The organism is Streptomyces sp. NPDC054770 (genome assembly GCF_053611985.1).
Window position 1 is genome coordinate 11,966 of the sequence record NZ_JBSHBL010000061.1, and the last position, 19,785, is coordinate 31,750.

Sequence of the window (19,785 nt, forward strand, 5' to 3'; positions counted from 1 at the left end):
GCCTCACCCCCCACACGTCGCGATACCCCCTGCCCGAAAACACCGGAGAACGAAGGAGTTCACAGTGCTGCCCACCGACCGGACGGACGACACCCCCGAGACCACGTCCGCCACCGACCTGCTCGACCGGCCCGTCGCCAACCGGGCCCGCCCCCGCGCCCTCATCGTCGCGGTGGCCGCCGCCCTCGCCCCCGCCCTGCTGGCCCCCGCCACCGCACAGGCAGCCAGTACCAAGAAGGCCAGGAAGACCAAGGCGACCACGATCACCGTCGGCTCAGACGAGACCCTCACCCTCACCGAGACCACCACCGCGACCGAGCTGGTGATCGAGGAGGGCGGTGTCATCACCGTCGGCGACGGCTACAGCCTCAGCCTCACCGTCAACGGCGTGGAGACCGGCAGCGAACTCGCCGCGCTCACCGACGGATACGGCGGCGTCGCCACCGCCATCGCGGCCGGCACCTACACCGGCACCATCGTGCTGAACGTCGCCGAGGCCACCGACGTCGCCTACAGCACCCTCACCTTCCCGTTCCGCCAGGCCATCTACGTCGACGCCGACGGCGTGGACGAGGACAAGTCCGTCCCCTCCGGCGTCCTGGACGGCACCGTCACCGACACCGGGGCCTCGGACATCACCCTGCTCTCCAACGGCGAGGCCTACAACGGCGTCTACGTCGCCGGCGGCAGCTACACCCTCACCGACCCGACGATCGCCTTCGACGGCAACGGCCGCTGCGACTTCGTCGGCTACGGCGCCGCGGTGGTCGGCACCGGCTCGGGCACCACCCTCGTCCTGGACGGCGCGAACATCAGCAACGTGGGCGTGGTCCGTACGGCGGTGATCGCCGACGCCACCGCCAACGTGATCGTCAAGAACTCCACCATCAAGTGCGCCGACGGCGTGGTCCCCGCCGAGTACCCGTCCGCCGGCACCGGCGACACCCGCTACATGATCACCGTGCCGTGGATGCTGGGTATCTCCGGCAACGTCCGCGCCACCAACCTGCTCGGCGCGAGCACCAAGGCGTCGTACATCAACTCCTCGATCTCCTCGGAGAAGTGGGGCGCCCTGTCGGTCGACGGCGGCAGCTACTGCACCCTCACCGCCATCAACAGCACCATCGCCAACACCGGCGGCCAGGGCTACGGCAGCTACGCCATCGGCAACGTCACCGAGCACTTCCTCGGCTGCACCTTCGACGTCGGCGACTACGCCCTGATCCACTGGGGCGCCTCGGCGCACTACGGCGACAGCACCAAGGACGCGGTCTCGGACCTCAACGACTCCCTCTCCCTAGGCCTCACCGCGGCCGAACTGGACGACCTCGCGGTCCAGTCGACCACCATCGACGCGGGCCGCTTCATGGTCATGTGGTACGCGGCGGGATCGGTGGCCATCGACGGCGGCACCCAGATCACCACCGGCGAGACCGCGTTCATGTGCAAGGCGGTCGCGGGCACCGTCACCGTCGACGGCTCCGACGGCGCCACCGTCACCTCCGGCAACGGCGTCCTCTTCCAGCTGATGGACACCGACCGCCCGAGCAGTGTCACGGTGTCCGGCGAGCCCTGGTCCAGCGAGACGACCGGCACCTACACCGAGCCGACCGGTTCCCCGGCCAAGTCGTCGAGCTGGGACCCGACCACCTCCCAGTCCACCGACGCGAAGGGAACCTTCACCGACATCGCCCTGACCGGCGACTTCTACAACTCGGTCTGGGGCGGCGGCAACGCGAGCCTCCAGGGCCAGAACCTCACCCTCTCCTTCACCCGCACCACGGTCGAGGGCGTCATCTCGGCGAGCACCGCCAAGCACAGCGTCTCCACGATCACCAAGACGGAGTACCGCGAGATCAGCGAGGTCACCAACACCCCGAGCGCGGTGGTCAACAACGGCGTCCTGGTGACCCTGGGCGAGTCCGCCACCTGGACGGTGACGGCGACGTCGCACCTCAGCGCTCTCACCCTGGCCTCGACCGCGTCGATAACGGCCCCGACCGACAAGACGGTGACCCTGACGGTAGACGGCACGACGACCACCATCGAGCCGGGCAGCACCTACACCGGCGCCCTCACACTGACGGTGTCGTAAGCAGACCAACAGAAGGGAACCGGCCCCCGAGGAAGGATGCGAACCGATTCCCGGGGGCCGGAGCTTTGAAACGAGGGGCTGAGCAACGCCCTGGGGGCGCGGGGCTGTGTCAATTTGCGGCTCCGCCGCGTGGGCGCGACCAGCCCCCACTCACCCGCACCCGACGAACAACCTCTACGCCCCAATCATGTTGTATCCCCCATCAGCCACCAAGAAGCCCCCGGTGATATGCCCGGCATCCTCAGTCGCCAGAAACAGAGCGGCACCAGCCAACTCCTCCGGCCCCGGAATCCGCCCCATGGGGGTACTGGCCCGCAACACATCCCCCCGCCCGCTCTTCCAGTCCTCGCGCCCCAACGTCGCCGCCGTCTCGATGAACCCCGGCGCGAAGACGTTCACCCGCACCTTCGGCGCCAACGCATGCGCATAGGACTTGGTCAGCCCGATGATCCCGTACTTCGCGGCAGCGTACTGCGGCGCCCGCGCGCTGCCCCGCACCACCACCGTCGACCCGATGTTCACGATCGCCCCGCCCCCCTCCTGCTCCAGCATCCGCCCCCCGAACTCGTGCGTGCACAGCAGCGTGCCCTTGATGTCGACGGCCAGCACATGGTCGATCGACTCCTCCGTGATGTCCCGCCAGGACATCTGCTCACGGGCGACGTCCCCCACGTTGTTGACCGCCACGTCCAGCCGCCCGAAGTGCGCCCACACCTCCTCCGCGAGCCGGGTGATCTGCGCGTGCTCGGAGATGTCGGCCCGTACGACGAGCGCCTTGCGGCCGAGCGCGGTCACGCGCTCGGCCGTGGCCTCGGCTCCCTCGCGGGAACCGCGGTAGTGGACGGCGACATCGGCCCCCTCCCGCGCCGCCCGCACCGCGATCTCCGCACCGAACCCGGTCCCGGCGCCGGTGACGAGCACGGTCTTCCCGGCGAATCGTTCGAACACGGCGGTCATAAGGCCTCCCAAGCCTCGAAAGTCATCGTGGGTCGGAATTCAGACGAGCGTCCGCCCGCCGTCGACGTACAGCACCTGCCCGGTGACGAACGCGGCGGCGTCGGACGCGAGGAAGAGCACGGGCCCGGTCAGATCGGCGGGCCGGCCCAGCCGACCCGCGGGGACGAGGGACTCCAGGGACGCCCGGACCCCCGGCGCCGCGAGGTACTCACGCGTGAGGTCGGTCTCGGTGTAGCCGGGCGCGACCGCGTTGACGGTGACCCCGCTCGCCGCCCACTCCCGGGCCATGACCCGCATCAACTGGTCGACGCCCCCCTTGGTCGCGGCGTACGGCGCATGGTTCGCGTGGGCGAGCAGCCCGGACACCGACGACAGGAACACGATCCTCCCGTACCCGGCGCGGACCATGATCCCGCCCACGGCCCGCCCCAGCCAGAACGCGCTGTCGAGGTTGACCGAGGTGATCCGCTCCCAGACCCCGTCCGGAGTGTCGAGCACCGGCCGCCGGTCGTTCACCCCCACCGCGTGCACGAACACGTCCAGGCCGCCCAGAAGTCGGACCGCATGCTCGACAGCGTCCCGGCAGGCGTCCGCCGAAGTCACGTCCGCGCACAGCCCCTTGACGGAGCCGGGTCCCGCCGACGCGGCCACCTCGGCGACGTCGGCCGCCTTGCCCTCGTCGACGTCCAGCACGACCACCCCGGCGCCCGCGTGCGCGAACCCGCTCGCGACCGCCGCACCGATCCCGCCGGCCCCGGCGACCAGCGCCCGGGTCCCCGTGAAGTCCCATGTCGTCCGCATGCTTCGGACGGTAGGTCACCGCACCGATTTGTGTCCACACTTTGCACACCTGTTGACGTTCAGACGGCCTCAAGTCAGGCTGTCTGTCGACAGTTAAGGGAGGTCTGATGAAACTGGTGACGTTCGACGACGGAGCGGACGACGGACCGGACGACGGACTGGTGGGCCGGCTCGACGGAGACACCGTCGTGGAACTGGACGTGCCCTCCACCCGCGCCTGGTTCGAGCGGGAGGGCCAGGTGACCGAGACGGGACGGACGTTCGCGCTCGCCGACATCCGGCTGCGCGCGCCGATCGTGCCGAAGAAGTTCTTCCACACCGCCGGCAACTTCCGGGAACACCACGAGGACCTGGCCCGCGTGGACTGGTCCCACCCGGTCAACAAGGGGATCGTCTTCTTCCAGAACGTCGACGCGATCATCGGCCCGGACGAGCCGATCGTGTACCCGGCGAACCTCACCCGGGAACTCGACTACGAACTCGAACTCGCCGTCGTCATCGGCAGGCCGGGCCGCTTCTTCTCCGCCGAGCAGGCCGTCGAGCACATCGCGGGGTATGTGATCTTCAACGACATCACGGCGCGGGACATCCAGCGCCGGGAGATGGAGTCGGGGGTCTTCTCCTTCTCCAAGGCGATCGAGACCTTCTGCCCGGTCGGCCCGTACATCGTCACCGCCGACGAGATCGACGACCCGCACGCCCTGGACATGGAGCTCAGGGTCAACGGCGACGTACGCCAGAAGTCCAGCACCGCCCGGATGGCGGTCTCCCTGCCGCAGCTGGTCGCCTACCACTCCCCGCAGACCTACAGCGCGGGCGATCTCGTCACCACCGGCACCATCGCGGGCGTGGCCGCGAGCACCGAGGACCCGTTCGCCAACTACCTCAGGCCCGGCGACGTGGTCGAGGCCGAGATCGAGGGCCTGGGTGTGCTGCGCAACCCGGTGGTCTCCTGGAGAGAGGCGTACGGCGAGGACGAGCCGCCGGCCGGGCACTGGGTGTGAGCGTCGGATGCGCATCGCCCGACTCGCCGGCCGCACCGTCCTGCTGACCGCGGACGGTGCCGTCGACGTACCGCCCGGCCTCGCCGCCGACCCCTTCGCCCGCTGGGACGACCTGCGCCTGTGGTCCGCCGCCGCGACCGGCGCCCGCCCCTACGACGAGACCGAGCTGGAGTGCCCGGTCCCGGCCCCCCGGCAGATCTTCGCCGTCGCCCTCAACTACCGCCCGCACACCGCCGAGGCGGGCTACGAGGAGCCCGAAGTCCCGCTCGTCTTCACCAAGTTCGCCAGCTGCCTCACCGGCCCGTACACCACGGTCACGCTCCCGCCCGGCCATGTCGACTGGGAACTGGAGCTGGTCGCCGTCATCGGCCGGGAGGCCCATCGGGTACCGGAGGAGAAGGGCTGGGACCCGGTCGTCGCGCTCACCGTGGGCCAGGACCTCTCCGAACGGATCAGTCAACTCGCCGGCAAACCCGCCCAGTTCTCGCTCGGCAAGTCCTACCCGGGCTTCGGTCCGGTCGGCCCCGCGCTCGTCAGCCTGGACGAGATCGACGACCCCGACGACCTGGAGCTGACCTGCGAGCTGAACGGCGAGACCGTCCAGCACGACCGCACCGCCGGCATGATCTTCCCGATTCCCCGGCTGGTGGCCCACCTCAGCCGGTTCTGCACGCTCCTCCCCGGCGATCTGATCTTCACCGGCACCCCGGCGGGCGTCGGCAACCGCCGGGTCCCGCGGCGCTTCCTGACCCCCGAGGACGAACTGGTCAGCAGGATCGGGGGAGTCGGCGAGATGCGCCACCGCTTCTGGAGGCCGAGGACCCCATGACCAGCACGCTCTTCACCGACGTCCACGTCTTCGACGGCACGGGCCGCGACCCGTTCCCCGCCCAGGTCCTGGTCGAGGGCAACCGCATCACCGCGGTCGCCGGGCGCATCCCGCACGACCTGACCGCCACCGCCCACGTGCTCGACGGAGGCGGCGGCACCCTGCTCCCCGGACTCGTCGACGCCCACACCCACCTCGGCTTCGGCTCCACCGTCGAGCACCTCTCCCGGCGCCGCGACGAACCCGACGAGGAGAAGACCCTGCTCGTCGCGCACGCCGGCCGGGTCCTCCTCGACCACGGCATCACCAGCGCCTACTCCGGCGGCAACCGGCTGCCCCGCACGGAGATCGCCGCCCGCAAGGCGTTCGCCGAGGGCTGGCTGCCGGGGCCACGCCTCAAGGCCGCCTCCTGGGAGGGCAGCGCGGGCATGGTCGAGCCCGGCGTCTACGACTTCCCCGGCACGGACAACCGCGCCTCCGACCCGGATTCGGTCGCCCGGTTCGTCACCGACATGGCCGAACTCGGCGTCGACATCGTCAAGTTGTCCCTCTCCGGCGAGAGCGCCGTCGTACCGGGCACGTCCCGGATCGTGCAGTTCACCGACGAGGAGGTGGCCGCCGCCGCGCACACCGCCGAGAAGCACGGCGTCTGGCTCACCGCGCACGCCCATGCGGCCGAGTCGGTCAAGACGGCCGTACGGCACGGCATCCGCGCCGTCTACCACTGCACCTTCGCCGACGAGGAGGCCCTCGACCTCCTCCAGGCCGCCCGCGACCGGATCTTCGTCGCCCCGACCCCGGGCATCATCCACGCCAACCTCCACGAGGCGGACAGCGAACCCGAGCCCGGCATGGAGGTCGAGGCCACCCGGGACGCGGTGTGTGCGGTCGTGCCCGAACTGGCGGCCCGCGGGGTCCGGGTGGTCCCCGGCGGCGACTACGGCTTCGCCTGGAACCCGGTCGGCCGCAATCTGCGGGACCTGGAGCTGTTCGTGGACTGGTTCGGCTTCACCCCGGCCGAGGCGCTGCGCGCGGCGACCGGGTACGGCGGCCAGGTGATGGGGATGGGGGAGGAGCTGGGCCTGGTCCGGGAGGGGTACCTCGCCGACCTGGTGCTGGTCGACGGCGACCCGCTGGCCGACATCCGGATCCTCCAGGACCGCGACCGGCTGCGGATGATCATGAAGGACGGCGTGCTGCACAAGGCGGCCGGGTGATCAGGACCAGGACCGGCGCCGGGCGGCTGGCGGGGGAGTACGACGGTGAGGTCGCCGTCTTCCGCGGCATCCCGTTCGCCGAACCCCCGGTCGGCGAACTGCGCTGGCGGCCCCCGCGGCCCGCCGCCCGCTGGGACGGCGAACGCCGGGCGGACACCTTCGGGCCGGCCCCCCTGCAGCCCCAGCCGCCCCGCGACTCGATCATGTTCCACACCAACTTCGCCGACCGGCGGGCGCTGGTGATGAGCGAGGACTGCCTCTACCTGAACGTGTGGACCCCGGATCCGGCGCCGGGCGCCCGGCTGCCCGTGCTGGTCTGGATCCACGGCGGCGGCAACCGCTACGGCCACGGCGGCCAGGAGATCCACCAGGGCCGTGCGCAGGCCCGGCGCGGCCTGGTCGTCGTCACCCTCAACCACCGGCTCGGCGCCCTCGGCTTCCTCGCCCACCCCCAACTCGCCGCCGAGGACGACCTGGGCGCCTGTGGCAACTACGGGCTGCTCGACATCGTCGCCGCCCTCACCTGGGTGCACGAGAACATCACCGCGTTCGGCGGCGACTCCGGCCGGGTCACCCTCGCCGGCAACTCGGCCGGCGCCGCCCACCTGTGCCACCTCATGGCCTCGCCGGCCGCCCGGCACCTCTTCCACGCGGCCATCGGCCAGAGCGCCTCGGGCATCGGCCGCGCGGAGGGGCCGCTGCCGGACCAGTCGGCCGCGCAAAAGCAGGGGCTGCGCTGGGCGGAGGACCGCGGCCTCGGCGCGCTGCGCCGCCTGGACGGGGTCGGACTGGTCCTCAAGGGCCACTTCGGGCCGGTCGTCGACGGCCGCGTCCTCACCGAACCGAGCGACGACGTCTTCGGCACCGCCCGCCAGCACGCCGTGCCCCTCCTCGTCGGGACCAACGACGACGAGGGCTCGGTGTACGCCTCGCTGGACATCCTGCGCCGGCTGCCCGTCGAGCCCGGCACGGATGCCGTGTACCCGCTGCGGGACGGCGGTGAAGTCCGGCGTACGGCACGGCGGTTCACCGGCGAGAGCCGGTTCGGCTACCCCGTGTGGCACTGGGCGCGGACGCATGCGGCGGTCGCACCCACCTGGATGTACCGCTTCACCCGGACCCCGCCCCTGCCGCCCGGCCTCCCCCTCGCCCCGCCCCGCGACGGGATCCCCGGCTACGGCGTCCACCACACCGCCGAACTCCCCTACACCCTCGACACGTTGACGGCCCGCGCCTGGCCCTGGACCGACGCCGACCGGGAGCTGGCCCGCACCATGGCCGACACCTGGGCCCGCTTCGTCACCGACCACGACCCCGGCGGGGGCACGCTGCCCGCCTGGCCGGAGTTCACCGGGGAGCGGGCGATGGTGTTCGGAACCGGCGGGGCGGCCATGGGGCCGGTCCAGCGGCTCGACGCGCTGCGGCTGCTGGACCGGGTGCCCCGCCCCCTGCTCGACTGACGCGACCGCACGGACGGAAGGAATCCCATGGCACGACTCCCCGGCACCGAGGGCGGCGGCGAGATCGCCGACCGGGTCCGCGCCCGGCGCGGCGGCAGCCTGCATCCGCTCGACCGGATGCTGCTGCACAGCCCGCCGGTGGCCGACGGCTGGAACAGTCTGCTCGGTGCCGTAAGGGAGCGGCTGTCGCTCCCCGCCGACCTGCGCGAGCTGGTCATCCTGCGGATCGCGGTCCTCAACCGGGCGCCGTACGAATGGGCGGCGCACGAGCCGGAGGCGCGGCGGGCCGGGGCGGACGACGCGCAGCTGGCCGAACTGCGCAAGGAGAAACCGGAGTTCGAGGGGCGTCTCGCGCGGGTCATCGCCTACACCGACGCGATGACCCGGGACGTCCAGGTCCCGGACCCGGTGTTCGACGCCCTGCGCACCGACTTCGACGAGACCGGCCTCGCCGAGCTGACGGCGACCGTGGCGGTGTACAACATGGTGTCCAGGTTCCTGGTCGCCCTGGACATCCGGCCCTAGCCGGCCGTTGCCCCTGGACGGCTTTCGCTCCGGACAGCTGTCGACAGACGGGTGGTGGCTGGTGTTCTGGGCGCCAGTGGAGTGCGATAGTGTCGACACCGATGGATCCGCTGTGAACCCGGCGCCGGGCCGGGCACGGACCGGGAGGCCGCCGGATGACCGATCAGGACACGCATGTCGTGCTCGCCCGCCTGCTGCGGCTGCGGGACCGGCGGGAGCCGCTGGTCGCGCAGATCGCCGAGTGGGTGGGCGCCGGGATCATCGAGGGACGGCTGGCCGCGGGCCAGGACCTCAACAGCGTCGACCTGTCACGGCGGTTCGACACCAGCCGGACCCCCGTGCGCGAGGCCCTGATGCTCCTGGAGCAGGAGGGCCTGGTGGAGATGAAGGCGCGCCGCCGACCCCGGGTCGCGGCGCCCTCCCTCCAGGACATCCGGGACATCTACCAGGTCCGGCGCCAGCTCCTGTCGATGCTCGCCGCGCTGCTCGTGGAGCGGGCCACCGACGAGGAGATCGGCGAGCTGCGCGGCCGGGTCGAGAAGATGCGTGGACTGGCCGACGAGGGCGACGTGGACGCGTACTTCTGGAGCCATGTGCAGCTCCAGGAGCGGATGACCGAGATCGTCGGCAACGCCACCCTCAAGCAGATCCTCGACTCCCTGGCGCTGCGCACCCTCATGCTGCGTCACCTCAGCCTGACCCGCCCCGGCCGGCTCGCCTACAGCGTCGACGACCAGGAACGCCTGATGCAGGCCTGCGAGGAGCGAGACGGCGAGCTGGCCTCCGCGCTGATCGCGGGGGCGACGGTCCGGGCGCTGCGCTCGGTGGAGGAGCAGATCCAGGAGCAGGAGGCGGACCGCAAGCCGTCACGCCGGCGGCGCACCCCGTCGGCGTGACGGCCCGGGGATCCCGGAGGCGGCTCGGGGATCCAGGAGGCGGCCCGGGGTCCCTCACTTCGCCAGCACACCGCCGTCCACCGGAAAGTTCCCGCCGGTGACCCACGCGGCCTCGTCGGACGCCAGATAGACCGCGCACCAGGCGATGTCCTCAGGCGTGCCCACCCGGCCCAGCGGAATGCGGGCCAGCAGGGCTTCCCGGGCGGCTCCCCCGTGCGCACCTGCCGACTCGGTGGCCGGGGTGCGCACCATGCCGGGCGAGATGGTGTTGGCCCGGATCCCGGACGGTCCGCCCTCCACGGCCAGCTGGCGGGTCAGGCCCAGCACCGCCGACTTGCCCGCGCAGTGCGCGACCATGCCGAAGGTGCCGCTGCCCCGGAAGGCGTTCACCGAGGCGAAGTTGACGATCGAGCCGCCGCCGGAGGCCACCAGGTGCGGCCAGGCCGCCCGGACCGGCAGGAACACCACGTCCACCTCGCCGCGCAGGGTCGGCGTCCACTGCCCGGCGAAGTCCATCTCCGCCGCGCTCGCCATGTGCGGGGCGATCGCGCCGGCCGTCACCAGGACGTCGATCCGGCCGTGCCGCTCGAACACGGTGTCCGCGCAGTGCCGGGCGTCCTCCTCGACCGTCATGTCCAGCGGGGCCAGGACGTCGAGCTTCACCCCGCGTTCGGCGGCCAGTTCCCGGGTGCGCCCGGCCGCCTCCGCGTCGATGTCGCAGCCGACCACGGTCGCGCCCTGCTCGGCGAAGAGCAGCGCGCAGCCCTGGCCGATCCCCGCGCCCGCGCCGGTCACGAGAGCGACCTTGCCCAGGAGGCGTTGTCCGGGCCGGGTATCGGTCATGGCGTGCTCCTCGTCGCGCGGGAAGTTCCTCCGACGACTGTCTAGTGTCGACAGTATGGCTTGGTCAAGAGGTCCTGTGTCATTCACAGCCCAAGGTGTCGACACTGTGCCCTTCTTCGGGCAGACTGCGGGCTCGACGGGAAGGACCGCGCATCCGGCGCGGAACCTGTGTGCACGCGTCCAGGGAAGTCACAGGCCGGCATTGGCCGGAGCAAAGGCGCGCACTTTACGTTCCGTTGAAGGGCCGGTCACGCGGCGCGCTGTCCCCCTGAAATGCCGCGTGGTCGGCCTCCCCAGCCATCGAGTCGACGGAGGGCCGCCCCATGACCGTCGTACCACCGCACCAAGAGCCGTTCAGCAGAAGGAAGTTGCTGCGCATCGCCGGTACCTCGGCCGTCGCGCCGCTGTTCGGGGTGCCATTGTTCGGGATGCCGCTGCTCGGCGCGGCTCCGGCGGCCGCGGCAGCCACGGCCGCCCCCGCCGACTCGGTCGCCGTCGCCGGGCAGACCCTGGTGCCGGCCCCCGCGGACCCGGACTTCGTGTTCACGGCCGACCTGTCCAACACCACGGGCGCGGGCGAGGCCTCGCCGATCGACTCGGCCTACTGGCTGGGGGCCTACCAGGTCACCAACGCCCAGTACGCGGCCTTCCTGGACGCGGACGCGGGGGCCGGCCACACCGTCCCGTCGTACTGGGACGACGGCATGGTCCCCACCGGCAAGGAGCAACACCCGGTTCTGCAGGTCGCGTTGGCGGACGCCGAGTCCTTCTGCGACTGGCTCACCGGGCAGGCGGACGGCTGGACCTTCCGGCTGCCGACCGAGGCCGAGTGGGAGAGCGTGGCCCGCGGCCCGGACTCCTACGCCTACCCCTGGGGCGACACCGCCGGGACGACCTACACCGACTCCGTGCTCACCAGCAGGTACAACTACAACGCGGTGTGCGCCGCGTACTACCTCGCCGACTACGGTTCCACCGAGGCCACTTACGACAACCCGGAATCCACCCGGTACGGCGAGAGCGAGCCGGTCTCCGAGATCCTCACCGTCACCGCCACCGGCGGGGTGACCGGCTGGATCGACCACGACACCTGGACCGGCTTCGTCTACACGGACCTCTTCGACGCGTTGACGGCGACCGGCGGACTCACCTCCGCCGTGGGCGCGTACGCCGACGGCGTCAGCGGGTACGGCGCCTACGACATGGCCGGCAACTGCTTCGAGTGGACCTCCAGCGTCGTCACCGCCACCAACGGCCAGGAGGCCGGTCTGGACGTCAACGCCGTGCGCGGCGGCTCCTGGTACGCGACCGGGCGCAGCTGCACGACCCACTACCGCGGCGAGGGCCGGGACGGCAGCGGCGGCTACCCCACGGTCGGCTTCCGGGTCGCCGCCGACCAGAGCTGAGCCTGCCGATGACATCCCTTGAGCCGAAAGGAGGCAGGCCATGACCCGGTACCTGTCCCGGCGCGTGTTCAGGCGCGTGTCCCTGCGGATCGTGGTGGCCGGCGGGCTGGTCCTCGCCGGTGCGCTGCCCGCGACCCGCACGCCCGCCGCCGTGGCCGCCGACGCCTCCTGCGTCCCGTCGTACACCCTGACCGGCTCCGCCACCGCCGCCACCAACACCCGGCATGTCGTCACCGCCGACCTGAACGGCGACGGCGTGGTGGACGTGATCGCCACCAACCTCGAAGGCGACTCGGTGACCGTGCTGCTCGGCGCGGGGGACGGGACGTTCGCGGCGGGCAGCACCTACGCGGTCGGGACACACCCGTACCAGACCGTGGTCGCCGATTTCGACGGCGACGGGCACCCGGACCTCGCGACCGCCGACTTCGGCGGCGCCCAGGTGAGCGTGGAGCTGAACTCGGGTGACGGCACGTTCGGTACGGCCTCGGCGATCGATGTGTCCGGGTCGCCGCGGGCGCTGGCGACGGGGGATCTGAACGGGGACGGACTGGCGGACCTGGTGGTCGCCGAACAGCAGACCAGCACCGTGCGGGTGCTGCTCGGCAACGGGGACGGCACTTTCACCGACACCGGCCGGACCGCCACCGGAAGCCAGCCGCACGGCATCGTCGTCGGCGACTTCGACGGCGACGGCACTGCCGACGTGGCCACGGCGAGCGTGGGCGACGACGGGGTGAGCGTGCACCTCGGTGACGGCACCGGAGCCCTGGGTGCCGCCACCGAGTACGCCGCCACCGCCCGCCTCTACTCTCTCGCCGAGGGCGACTTCGACGGTGACGGCAGCCCGGACCTGGCCGCGGTGAGCAACGGCGCCGACACCCTGGACGTGCTGCCGGGCAACGGTGACGGCACCTTCGGCGCGGCCACCACCTACAGCACGCCCGCGCTGCCGGTCGCCGTGGGCGCCGCCGACCTGGACGGGGACGGCACCACGGACCTGCTGGTCTCTTCTCTGCAGGGCAACTCGGTCACGCCGTACCAGGGCGCCACGAGCGGCACCCTGACCCGGCTGGCCGACGTGCCCGCCACCGGCGCCTACGACGCGACGGCGGCCGACCTGGACGGCGACGGCGTCCGCGACCTCGTGGTGGCGGACAGCACGGGCGGCCAGGTCGATGTGTTCCGGGGGGCCTGCCCGTGACCGGAACCTCACGAACGGCTGCCGCCGGCACTTCCACTGCCGGCGGCAGCCTGCTCAGGAGGCCCGAGCGGCTAGCTGTCCGTCACCATGAGGGCCGCCATCATGCCCTCGTCCTCGTGCTGCAGCAGATGGCAGTGGAGCATGTACATGTACGTGTCGTCGGAGAAGTCCGTGAACTCCATGGCGATCACGATGGAGCCGCCGCCGACCACCTCGTAGGTGTCGTACCAGCCGAGTTGGACGCCGGTCGGATCCACGCCGTTGATGGAGATCAGCTGATACGGCACGTCGTGCAGGTGGAACGAGTGCTCCAGCTGCGTGCTGTTCTTGATCGTCCAGATCTCCTTGGACCCCAGCGTGGTGCTGATCATGGTCATGGAGTCCATGCTGGTCCCGGCCTTGCCGTCGATCAGCATGGTGCCGCCGGTGTTGCCGAGGGTGATGGTGCGGGCCGTGAAGTCGCTGGTGTCGTACCGGTCGATGGTCCGCAGCGAGCTGGGCAGGTCGGACGGGGTGTCGGTGCCGCTCGCGGTGACCGCCAGGAAGTCGTACGTGCCGCTGCCGCCGCGGATCCAGCCGGTGGTGATGACCGCCTGGAGGGTGACGTCGTCCGACATATCCATGACCATCTCGGCGCGGGCGCCGGCCACCAGGCGGATCGTGGTCACGTCCGCCGCCTCGGCCAGGTAGCCCTGGTCGGTGGAGATCTGGGTCATCGTGCCGCCGTCGCTGCGCTGGATGACGATGATGTCCGACGGCGAGGCGTTGAGCAGCCGGAACCGGGTCCGGGTCTTGGTCGCGGTGAAGGTGAGGGTGGTGTCGTCGACGTTGGTGCCGTTGACCAGCAGCGGGAAGCTCGTGGCTGCCAGATAGCCGGTGACGTCGTACTTGATGTCGCCGGCGGCGTCCACGGCCAGGGACTGGAAGATCAGCGGGATGTCGTCCGTGCCGTAGGTGCTGGGCAGCGCCGCGCTGGTGTCGTCGCTGTCCTCGACGATGATCATGCCGGCCAGGCCGTGCACCGCCTGCTTCGCCGTGGTGCCCAGCGCGTGCGGGTGGTACCAGAGCGTGGTCGGGTCGTCCTTGACCGTGAAGGTCGGCGACCAGGTCTCCCCGTCGGCGAAGGCGACCTGGGGACCGCCGTCCATCTTGGGCGGGACGTGCGCGCCGTGGAAGTGGACCGTGGTGTCCTCGCCCAGGCTGTTGGTGATGTTGAGCAGGACCACATCGCCCTTGGTCCACTTCATGGTGGGGCCGAGGAACGACTGGTTGTAGCCGGCGGTGGTGCTGGTGACGCCGCTGAGCACCTCGGCGGTGCCGGTCTTCGCCTCCAGCGTGAAGGTGGTGGTGCTGTCGGAGGTGGTGCCCTCCAGGAGGTCCGGGATGTTCAGGGTGGCGGTGTTGGTCGCCGCGCCGGCCTTGTTGCCCTTCGCGTCGGTCAGCAGGGCGAAGGACGCGCCGGCCGCGGCGACGGCGCCCAGACCGACCCCGGCCATCCCGCCGAGGAACTTCCGGCGGTGAACGCCCTTGCCGCGCTTGGCCGTTCCTTCCCTGGAGTGCTCGGCGTCCGCGGTGCGCTCCGCCTTGGAGTGCTCCGCCTTGGAGTTCTTCGCACCCTTGGCGCGACGGCGCCTGCCGCCGGTGACCTGCTCTTCTTCGTTGTTCGCCTCGAAGGCGGGATCTGTGGTGTGGGTCATGGCCCCGGATGTTTGTCCTGGGGACTGTGTGAAATCTGAGGCGAAGTTAGGAGCGAACCGGCGGAACTGTGAAGCGGCCGTGAATGCTTTTAATGCTTAACTCCCTTGAAAAAGCGCCGAGTTGAGCAGACGCAGCTGGCGCCACGGGTGCGGGACGCAACGGACACAGACAGTGCGCAGCACAACCACAGGATAACGATTAAGTCACAGGTGGAACTGGGTGTCAGGCCTGTCCGACGCGCCGAACAAGCCCCATGTAGCGACCCCAGTCCCAGTGCTTGCCCGGGTCGGTGTGATCCGTCCCCGGCACCTCCACATGACCGATCACGTGCTCGCGGTCCACGGCCATTCCGTACCGCCGGCATATCGCGGCCGTCAGCCGCGCCGAGGCCGCGTACATCGCGGCGGTGAAGTCCTCCGGGCGGTCCACGAACCCTTCGTGCTCGATCCCCACACTCCGCTCGTTGTACGACCGGTTCCCCGCGTGGAACGCCACGTCCAGCTCCCGGACCAGCTGGGTGATCCGCCCGTCCTTGCGCACGATGTAGTGCGCCGCCGCCCCGTACGACGGGTTCTGGAAGACCTTCACCGCGCTCGCGTAATCGCCCTGGGTGACATGGATGACCACCCGGTCGACCGGGTAGTCGGACGGCCGGTCCGCCGTCCGGTAGTTCCCCTGGGCCGCCGCCACCCAGCGCGCGCTCCTGAAGTCCACCGCGCCCGCCACCCGGGCCTTGCGCACCCCCGGCAACCGCCAGTAGAACCGCGACAGCTCGTCCTTGGCCAGCGCCACCGTGCCCGCGGCCGCCGCCGCCCCGCCGACCAGCAGCGCCCGCCGCCCGATCCGCCGGTCCCGGTCGCCGGCCGCTGTCTGATGTGCCCCCATGCGATCTCCAACGGATACCCGCGGGCCCCGGTTCCCGCGCCCCCTTACCCTGGAGGGGCTATGACTGACACCCCGCAGCGCACCCGTCCCCTCCGCGTCCTCGCCGCCATGTCGGGCGGCGTGGACTCCGCCGTCGCCGCCGCCCGCGCGGCCGAGGCCGGCCATGACGTCACCGGCGTCCACCTCGCGCTCTCCGCGAACCCGCAATCCTTCCGCACGGGCGCCCGGGGCTGTTGCACCATCGAGGACTCCCGCGACGCCCGCCGCGCCGCCGACGTCATCGGCATCCCGTTCTACGTCTGGGACCTCGCCGACCGCTTCCGCGAGGACGTCGTCGAGGACTTCGTCGCCGAGTACGAGGCGGGCCGCACCCCCAACCCGTGCCTGCGCTGCAACGAGAAGATCAAGTTCGCGGCCCTGCTGGACAAGGCCCTCGCCCTGGGCTTCGACGCCGTCTGCACCGGCCACTACGCGAAGATCGTGACGCTCCCCGACGGCTCCCGCGAGCTGCACCGCGCCTCCGACATGGCGAAGGACCAGTCGTACGTCCTCGGCGTCCTGGACGAGCGGCAGCTCGCGCACGCCCTCTTCCCGCTCGGCGACACCCTCACCACCAAGGACGAGATCCGCGCCGAGGCCGAGCGCCGGGGCCTCGCGGTCGCCAAGAAGCCCGACTCGCACGACATCTGCTTCATCGCCGACGGCGACACCCAGGGCTTCCTGGCCCAGCGGCTCGGCAAGGCGGAGGGCGACATCGTCGACGAGACGGGCGCGAAGCTCGGCACCCACGAGGGTGCGTACGGCTTCACCATCGGCCAGCGCAAGGGCCTGCGCATCGGCAACCCCGCCGCCGACGGCAAGCCCCGCTACGTCCTCGACATCTCGCCGGTGAACAACACGGTGACGGTCGGCCCCGCCGCCGCCCTCGACGTGACCGGACTGACGGCGATCAAGCCCCGCTGGTGCGGCACCGCCCCCACCGGTCCCGGCGTCTACACCGCCCAGCTCCGCGCCCACGGCGGCGAGACCGAGGTGAGCGCGGCACTGACCGACGGCGAACTGCACGTCACGTTCACCGAGCCGGTCCGCGGCGTCGCCCCCGGCCAGGCGATCGTCCTGTACGACGACACCCGCGTCGTCGGCTCGGCGACGATCGCCTCGACGGTCCGGCGTCAGCCGGTGACGTCCACCTCGTAGAAGCAGAGGTGGTCCTTGATCTGGGCGACATCGGCCTTCGGCTCGGGATACGCCCAGACCAGGTCCGGCGCATCCGGCAGGGACCAGTAGGAGGCGGTCCCCTTGAACGGGCAGACGGTGTGCGTCTCGGAGGGCGTGAGGAGATCGAGACGTACGTCTTCGGCGGGGATGTAGTAGCGCACGGGAGAGCCGGTCTCACGCAGGACGAGAGGCCGGTCGCTCTCGGCGAGGACCAGGTCCCCGTGCGTGACGCGGACGTGCTGCTGGCTTTGCTCGATGGTGATCGTGTGTCCAGAGGCCATACGAGGTTGACACTGACGGACGCCCACTTGTTCCCAAGGCCCAGCTTCTTTGCCTGGGGGCGCGGGGAACTGCGCGACCAGCCCCCACGCACCGGCAGCCGCCAATGGCCAGTGCATACCCTGACCCCATGCGAATCTGCGTCTTCCTCTCCGCCGCTGACCTGGACGACCGCTACACCCGCCCCGCCCGCGACTTCGGAAAACTGATCGGCAAAGGCGGCCACTCCCTCGTATGGGGAGGCTCCGACACCGGCCTCATGAAGGTCGTCGCCGACGGCGTCCAGGAAGCCGGCGGCAAGCTGATCGGCGTCTCCGTCGGCTTCCTCGCCAACAAGGCCCGCCCCGGCGCCGACGAGATGGTCGTTGCGGCCGACCTCGCGGAGCGCAAACGGCTCCTCCTGGAGAAGGCCGACGCCGTGGTGATCATGGTCGGCGGCACCGGCACCCTCGACGAGGCCACCGAGATCCTGGAGCTGAAGAAGCACGGCCGCACCGACAAGCCCGTCGTCCTGCTCAACACCGCCGGCTTCTACGACGGCCTGAAGGAACAGTTCCACCGCATGGAGGCGGAGGGCTTCCTGCCCCGCCCCCTGGCGGAGCTGATGTTCTTCGCCGAGGAACCCGCACAGGCCCTGGCCTACCTGGAACAGAGTCCCGGCGCCCGCTGATGCGAGCATGGGCCCCATGGCAACTCATGTGATCACCGGTGCCGGTTCCGGCATCGGCGCCGCCGTGGCCCGCCGCCTGCACGCGCGCGGGGACGAACTCGTGCTGCACGCGCGCGACGCGGGCCGCGCGAAGGAACTGGCCGCCGAGTTCCCCGGCGCCCGCACCCTGGTCGGCGACCTGGCGGATCCGGACAAGCTGTCCTGGGCCTTCTCCCACCAGACCCTCCCGGACCGGGTGGACTCGCTGCTGCACATCGCCGGCGTGGTCGACCTGGGCGAGGTCGGCGAGCTGACCCCGAAGTCCTGGCGCCACCAGCTCAACGTCAACCTGGTCGCACCGGCCGAGCTGACCCGGCACTTCCTGCCCCAGCTGCGCGCCGCCCGCGGGCACGTGCTGTTCGTGAACTCCGGCGCCGGACTCAACGCGCACGCGGGCTGGTCGGCGTACGCGGCCTCCAAGCACGGCCTGAAGGCCCTGGCCGACTCCCTGCGCGCCGAGGAGCACGGCAACGGTGTCCGGGTCACCTCGGTCTACCCGGGCCGCACGGCGAGCCCGATGCAGGCGAAGGTCCACCAGCAGGAGGGCAAGGAGTACGACCCGGCGCGGTGGATCGACCCGGAGTCGGTGGCGACCGCCGTCCTGACCGCCCTTGACCTGCCGGGGGACGCGGAGATCAACGACCTCACCGTGCGCCCCGGCCCGCTGCCCGGCTAGTACCGCCGGTCCCGCCGGCCTCGGGGTCGGCCACGCACGCCGCGCCGTTCAGCGCCGGGCGCCACACACCGGCGTCAGCGGTGGCGGCCGAGTCCCGCCGTGATGGCCGTCGCCGCGCGCCGGGCCGTGTCGGCGAGCCGCTCCAGGTGCCGGCCGGGGCCGGTCAGCACGCACAGCGCCGCCACCGGGACACCGTCCGCCGCGGCCACCGGCACGGCGGCGCAGCACACCCCCTCCAGCACCTCCTCGTGGTCGTAGGCGATCCCGCACTCCCGGATCCGCGCGGCCTCGTCCGGCCAGGTCCGGGGCAGCGGGCCGGTCACGGCGGCGGGGCGGGCCCAGGCGGCCAGGACCTTGCCGGTCGCCGTGTACCAGGGCCAGATCAGCCGGTCGTCGGCCAGCTGGCACGGCGCGTCCGAGGGCGCCGTCCAGTCCAGGACCAGCGTCTGGCCCCGGTGCAGCACGGCGATCGCCACCGTCGTCCCGGTGACGGCCGTCAGCCGCCGCAGCGGCCGCCGGGCGGCCGCACGCAGCCCCGGGTACGGCTGCCAGCCGTGACCCAGCCGGAACATGCCCGGTCCGATGCGGTACCGGCCCGCCCGGCGTTCCACGGCGCCCAGTTCCACCAGCTGGTCGAGCAGCCGGTACGCCGTCGTCTTGGGCAGACCGCACACCTCGGCCAGCGCGGTCACCCCGGCGTCCTGCTCCTGCTGCACGGCGTACAGCAGCGCGAAGGCCCCTTCCAGAACCCCGCGCCCGCCCACCCCGGCGAGCCCCGGAGGTGCGGGGTGCGGCGGTCCCGGACGTGGTGGCGCCGAGGCGATCGCGGTCGCGCTCTCCGATCTGTGCACGTGTCTACCCCCGTGGTCACGTGTGAGCCCCGTCCCGTACCGGTCCGGGGTGCGGTGGCGGGCGCGACACGCCGACGAACCGGCGTGACACCGCCCGGACCAGGGTGGGTTGCGCGCATGGGCCGATTCTTTGCCGAAAGGTTGTCGCCCAGCCCACCGATGTGAGGAGACTGTGAAAATAGGACGAACGGGGGTAGGCGCAATGCTGCGGTTGTGTCTGTCGGGTCCGGTG

General features: G+C 71.4%; 19 protein-coding genes. 12 read left to right on the forward strand and 7 right to left on the reverse strand.

Going from position 1 to position 19,785, the window contains the following annotated elements:
- The first annotated feature begins 64 nt into the window (after nucleotides 1–64).
- Entirely contained in the window at nucleotides 65–2,095 is a 2,031-nt protein-coding gene (locus ACWGKQ_RS37840; protein WP_453296574.1) for a hypothetical protein, read from the forward strand.
- A gap of 174 nt (nucleotides 2,096–2,269) precedes the next feature.
- Here the strand turns inward: ACWGKQ_RS37840 and ACWGKQ_RS37845 are convergent, their stop codons facing one another.
- Entirely contained in the window at nucleotides 2,270–3,052 is a 783-nt protein-coding gene (locus tag ACWGKQ_RS37845; RefSeq protein ID WP_453296575.1) for an SDR family NAD(P)-dependent oxidoreductase, read from the reverse strand.
- 39 nt (nucleotides 3,053–3,091) lie between these two features.
- Nucleotides 3,092–3,853, reverse strand: coding sequence for an SDR family NAD(P)-dependent oxidoreductase (locus ACWGKQ_RS37850; protein ID WP_453296576.1), 762 nt, complete (start codon nucleotides 3,851–3,853; stop codon nucleotides 3,092–3,094).
- A 107-nt stretch (nucleotides 3,854–3,960) separates the two neighbouring features.
- On the opposite strand from ACWGKQ_RS37850, the gene ACWGKQ_RS37855 reads away from it, so the two are divergent.
- From ACWGKQ_RS37855 to ACWGKQ_RS37880, 6 genes are all read left to right on the forward strand, one after another.
- A complete protein-coding gene (locus tag ACWGKQ_RS37855; RefSeq protein WP_453296577.1) occupies nucleotides 3,961–4,857 on the forward strand; it encodes a fumarylacetoacetate hydrolase family protein in 897 nt (298 codons plus the stop codon).
- Between the two features lie 7 nt (nucleotides 4,858–4,864).
- Nucleotides 4,865–5,686 carry a fumarylacetoacetate hydrolase family protein gene (locus ACWGKQ_RS37860; protein WP_453296578.1) on the forward strand — a complete coding sequence of 274 codons (822 nt, stop codon included), beginning with the start codon at nucleotides 4,865–4,867 and terminating at the stop codon, nucleotides 5,684–5,686.
- On the forward strand, nucleotides 5,683–6,903 hold the full coding sequence (locus tag ACWGKQ_RS37865) for an amidohydrolase family protein (protein ID WP_453296579.1): 1,221 nt from the start codon (nucleotides 5,683–5,685) through the stop codon (nucleotides 6,901–6,903). Before ACWGKQ_RS37860 ends, ACWGKQ_RS37865 begins: the two co-directional genes overlap by 4 nt.
- A complete protein-coding gene (locus tag ACWGKQ_RS37870) occupies nucleotides 6,900–8,363 on the forward strand; it encodes a carboxylesterase/lipase family protein (RefSeq protein WP_453296580.1) in 1,464 nt (487 codons plus the stop codon). The genes ACWGKQ_RS37865 and ACWGKQ_RS37870 overlap by 4 nt, the downstream gene beginning before the upstream one ends.
- A gap of 27 nt (nucleotides 8,364–8,390) precedes the next feature.
- Nucleotides 8,391–8,888 (forward strand): carboxymuconolactone decarboxylase family protein, encoded by a 498-nt coding sequence (locus tag ACWGKQ_RS37875; RefSeq protein ID WP_453296581.1) that lies wholly within the window; start codon nucleotides 8,391–8,393, stop codon nucleotides 8,886–8,888.
- Nucleotides 8,889–9,043: 155 nt separating this feature from the next.
- Nucleotides 9,044–9,784 (forward strand): GntR family transcriptional regulator, encoded by a 741-nt coding sequence (locus tag ACWGKQ_RS37880; protein WP_453296582.1) that lies wholly within the window; start codon nucleotides 9,044–9,046, stop codon nucleotides 9,782–9,784.
- A 54-nt stretch (nucleotides 9,785–9,838) separates the two neighbouring features.
- Here the strand turns inward: ACWGKQ_RS37880 and ACWGKQ_RS37885 are convergent, their stop codons facing one another.
- Complete coding sequence (locus tag ACWGKQ_RS37885; RefSeq protein ID WP_453296583.1) at nucleotides 9,839–10,627, reverse strand: SDR family NAD(P)-dependent oxidoreductase; 789 nt, start codon at nucleotides 10,625–10,627, stop codon at nucleotides 9,839–9,841.
- Between the two features lie 323 nt (nucleotides 10,628–10,950).
- Between ACWGKQ_RS37885 and ACWGKQ_RS37890 the strand changes: the two genes are divergently transcribed.
- Together ACWGKQ_RS37890 and ACWGKQ_RS37895 are read left to right on the forward strand one after the other, a co-directional pair.
- Entirely contained in the window at nucleotides 10,951–12,033 is a 1,083-nt protein-coding gene (locus ACWGKQ_RS37890) for a formylglycine-generating enzyme family protein (RefSeq protein ID WP_453296584.1), read from the forward strand.
- Nucleotides 12,034–12,073: 40 nt separating this feature from the next.
- A complete protein-coding gene (locus ACWGKQ_RS37895) occupies nucleotides 12,074–13,237 on the forward strand; it encodes an FG-GAP repeat domain-containing protein (protein ID WP_453296585.1) in 1,164 nt (387 codons plus the stop codon).
- 71 nt (nucleotides 13,238–13,308) lie between these two features.
- Here ACWGKQ_RS37895 and ACWGKQ_RS37900 read toward each other — a convergent pair whose 3' ends face one another.
- On the reverse strand, nucleotides 13,309–14,934 hold the full coding sequence (locus tag ACWGKQ_RS37900; RefSeq protein WP_453296586.1) for a multicopper oxidase family protein: 1,626 nt from the start codon (nucleotides 14,932–14,934) through the stop codon (nucleotides 13,309–13,311).
- Nucleotides 14,935–15,157: 223 nt separating this feature from the next.
- Nucleotides 15,158–15,820: an N-acetylmuramoyl-L-alanine amidase gene (locus tag ACWGKQ_RS37905; RefSeq protein ID WP_453296587.1), complete on the reverse strand. Its 663-nt coding sequence runs from the start codon at nucleotides 15,818–15,820 to the stop codon at nucleotides 15,158–15,160.
- Between the two features lie 60 nt (nucleotides 15,821–15,880).
- On the opposite strand from ACWGKQ_RS37905, the gene mnmA reads away from it, so the two are divergent.
- On the forward strand, nucleotides 15,881–17,017 hold the full coding sequence (gene mnmA / locus ACWGKQ_RS37910; RefSeq protein WP_453296588.1) for a tRNA 2-thiouridine(34) synthase MnmA: 1,137 nt from the start codon (nucleotides 15,881–15,883) through the stop codon (nucleotides 17,015–17,017).
- On the opposite strand, the gene ACWGKQ_RS37915 is transcribed toward mnmA, so the two are convergent.
- Entirely contained in the window at nucleotides 16,993–17,319 is a 327-nt protein-coding gene (locus tag ACWGKQ_RS37915; protein ID WP_388924662.1) for a DUF427 domain-containing protein, read from the reverse strand. The genes mnmA and ACWGKQ_RS37915 overlap by 25 nt on opposite strands.
- 128 nt (nucleotides 17,320–17,447) lie before the next feature.
- Here ACWGKQ_RS37915 and ACWGKQ_RS37920 point away from each other — a divergent pair, with 128 nt between their 5' ends.
- Entirely contained in the window at nucleotides 17,448–17,987 is a 540-nt protein-coding gene (locus ACWGKQ_RS37920; RefSeq protein WP_453296589.1) for an LOG family protein, read from the forward strand.
- A 7-nt stretch (nucleotides 17,988–17,994) separates the two neighbouring features.
- On the forward strand, nucleotides 17,995–18,702 hold the full coding sequence (locus ACWGKQ_RS37925; protein WP_453296590.1) for an SDR family oxidoreductase: 708 nt from the start codon (nucleotides 17,995–17,997) through the stop codon (nucleotides 18,700–18,702).
- Between the two features lie 74 nt (nucleotides 18,703–18,776).
- On the opposite strand, the gene ACWGKQ_RS37930 is transcribed toward ACWGKQ_RS37925, so the two are convergent.
- A complete protein-coding gene (locus ACWGKQ_RS37930; protein WP_453296591.1) occupies nucleotides 18,777–19,553 on the reverse strand; it encodes an IclR family transcriptional regulator domain-containing protein in 777 nt (258 codons plus the stop codon).
- Nucleotides 19,554–19,785: the final 232 nt, after the last annotated feature.

What these genes read in the sequence shown, in the direction of transcription:
- ACWGKQ_RS37920 (WP_453296589.1), top strand. Translation starts at nt 17,448, where the DNA reads ATGCGAATCTGCGTCTTCCTCTCCGCCGCTGACCTGGACGACCGCTAC.
- ACWGKQ_RS37850 (WP_453296576.1), bottom strand. Translation starts at nt 3,853, where the DNA reads ATGCGGACGACATGGGACTTCACGGGGACCCGGGCGCTGGTCGCCGGG.
- ACWGKQ_RS37845 (WP_453296575.1), bottom strand. Translation starts at nt 3,052, where the DNA reads ATGACCGCCGTGTTCGAACGATTCGCCGGGAAGACCGTGCTCGTCACC.
- ACWGKQ_RS37875 (WP_453296581.1), top strand. Translation starts at nt 8,391, where the DNA reads ATGGCACGACTCCCCGGCACCGAGGGCGGCGGCGAGATCGCCGACCGG.
- ACWGKQ_RS37905 (WP_453296587.1), bottom strand. Translation starts at nt 15,820, where the DNA reads ATGGGGGCACATCAGACAGCGGCCGGCGACCGGGACCGGCGGATCGGG.
- ACWGKQ_RS37890 (WP_453296584.1), top strand. Translation starts at nt 10,951, where the DNA reads ATGACCGTCGTACCACCGCACCAAGAGCCGTTCAGCAGAAGGAAGTTG.
- ACWGKQ_RS37880 (WP_453296582.1), top strand. Translation starts at nt 9,044, where the DNA reads ATGACCGATCAGGACACGCATGTCGTGCTCGCCCGCCTGCTGCGGCTG.
- ACWGKQ_RS37860 (WP_453296578.1), top strand. Translation starts at nt 4,865, where the DNA reads ATGCGCATCGCCCGACTCGCCGGCCGCACCGTCCTGCTGACCGCGGAC.
- ACWGKQ_RS37915 (WP_388924662.1), bottom strand. Translation starts at nt 17,319, where the DNA reads ATGGCCTCTGGACACACGATCACCATCGAGCAAAGCCAGCAGCACGTC.
- ACWGKQ_RS37925 (WP_453296590.1), top strand. Translation starts at nt 17,995, where the DNA reads ATGGGCCCCATGGCAACTCATGTGATCACCGGTGCCGGTTCCGGCATC.
- mnmA (WP_453296588.1), top strand. Translation starts at nt 15,881, where the DNA reads ATGACTGACACCCCGCAGCGCACCCGTCCCCTCCGCGTCCTCGCCGCC.
- ACWGKQ_RS37885 (WP_453296583.1), bottom strand. Translation starts at nt 10,627, where the DNA reads ATGACCGATACCCGGCCCGGACAACGCCTCCTGGGCAAGGTCGCTCTC.
- ACWGKQ_RS37895 (WP_453296585.1), top strand. Translation starts at nt 12,074, where the DNA reads ATGACCCGGTACCTGTCCCGGCGCGTGTTCAGGCGCGTGTCCCTGCGG.
- ACWGKQ_RS37900 (WP_453296586.1), bottom strand. Translation starts at nt 14,934, where the DNA reads ATGACCCACACCACAGATCCCGCCTTCGAGGCGAACAACGAAGAAGAG.
- ACWGKQ_RS37855 (WP_453296577.1), top strand. Translation starts at nt 3,961, where the DNA reads ATGAAACTGGTGACGTTCGACGACGGAGCGGACGACGGACCGGACGAC.
- ACWGKQ_RS37865 (WP_453296579.1), top strand. Translation starts at nt 5,683, where the DNA reads ATGACCAGCACGCTCTTCACCGACGTCCACGTCTTCGACGGCACGGGC.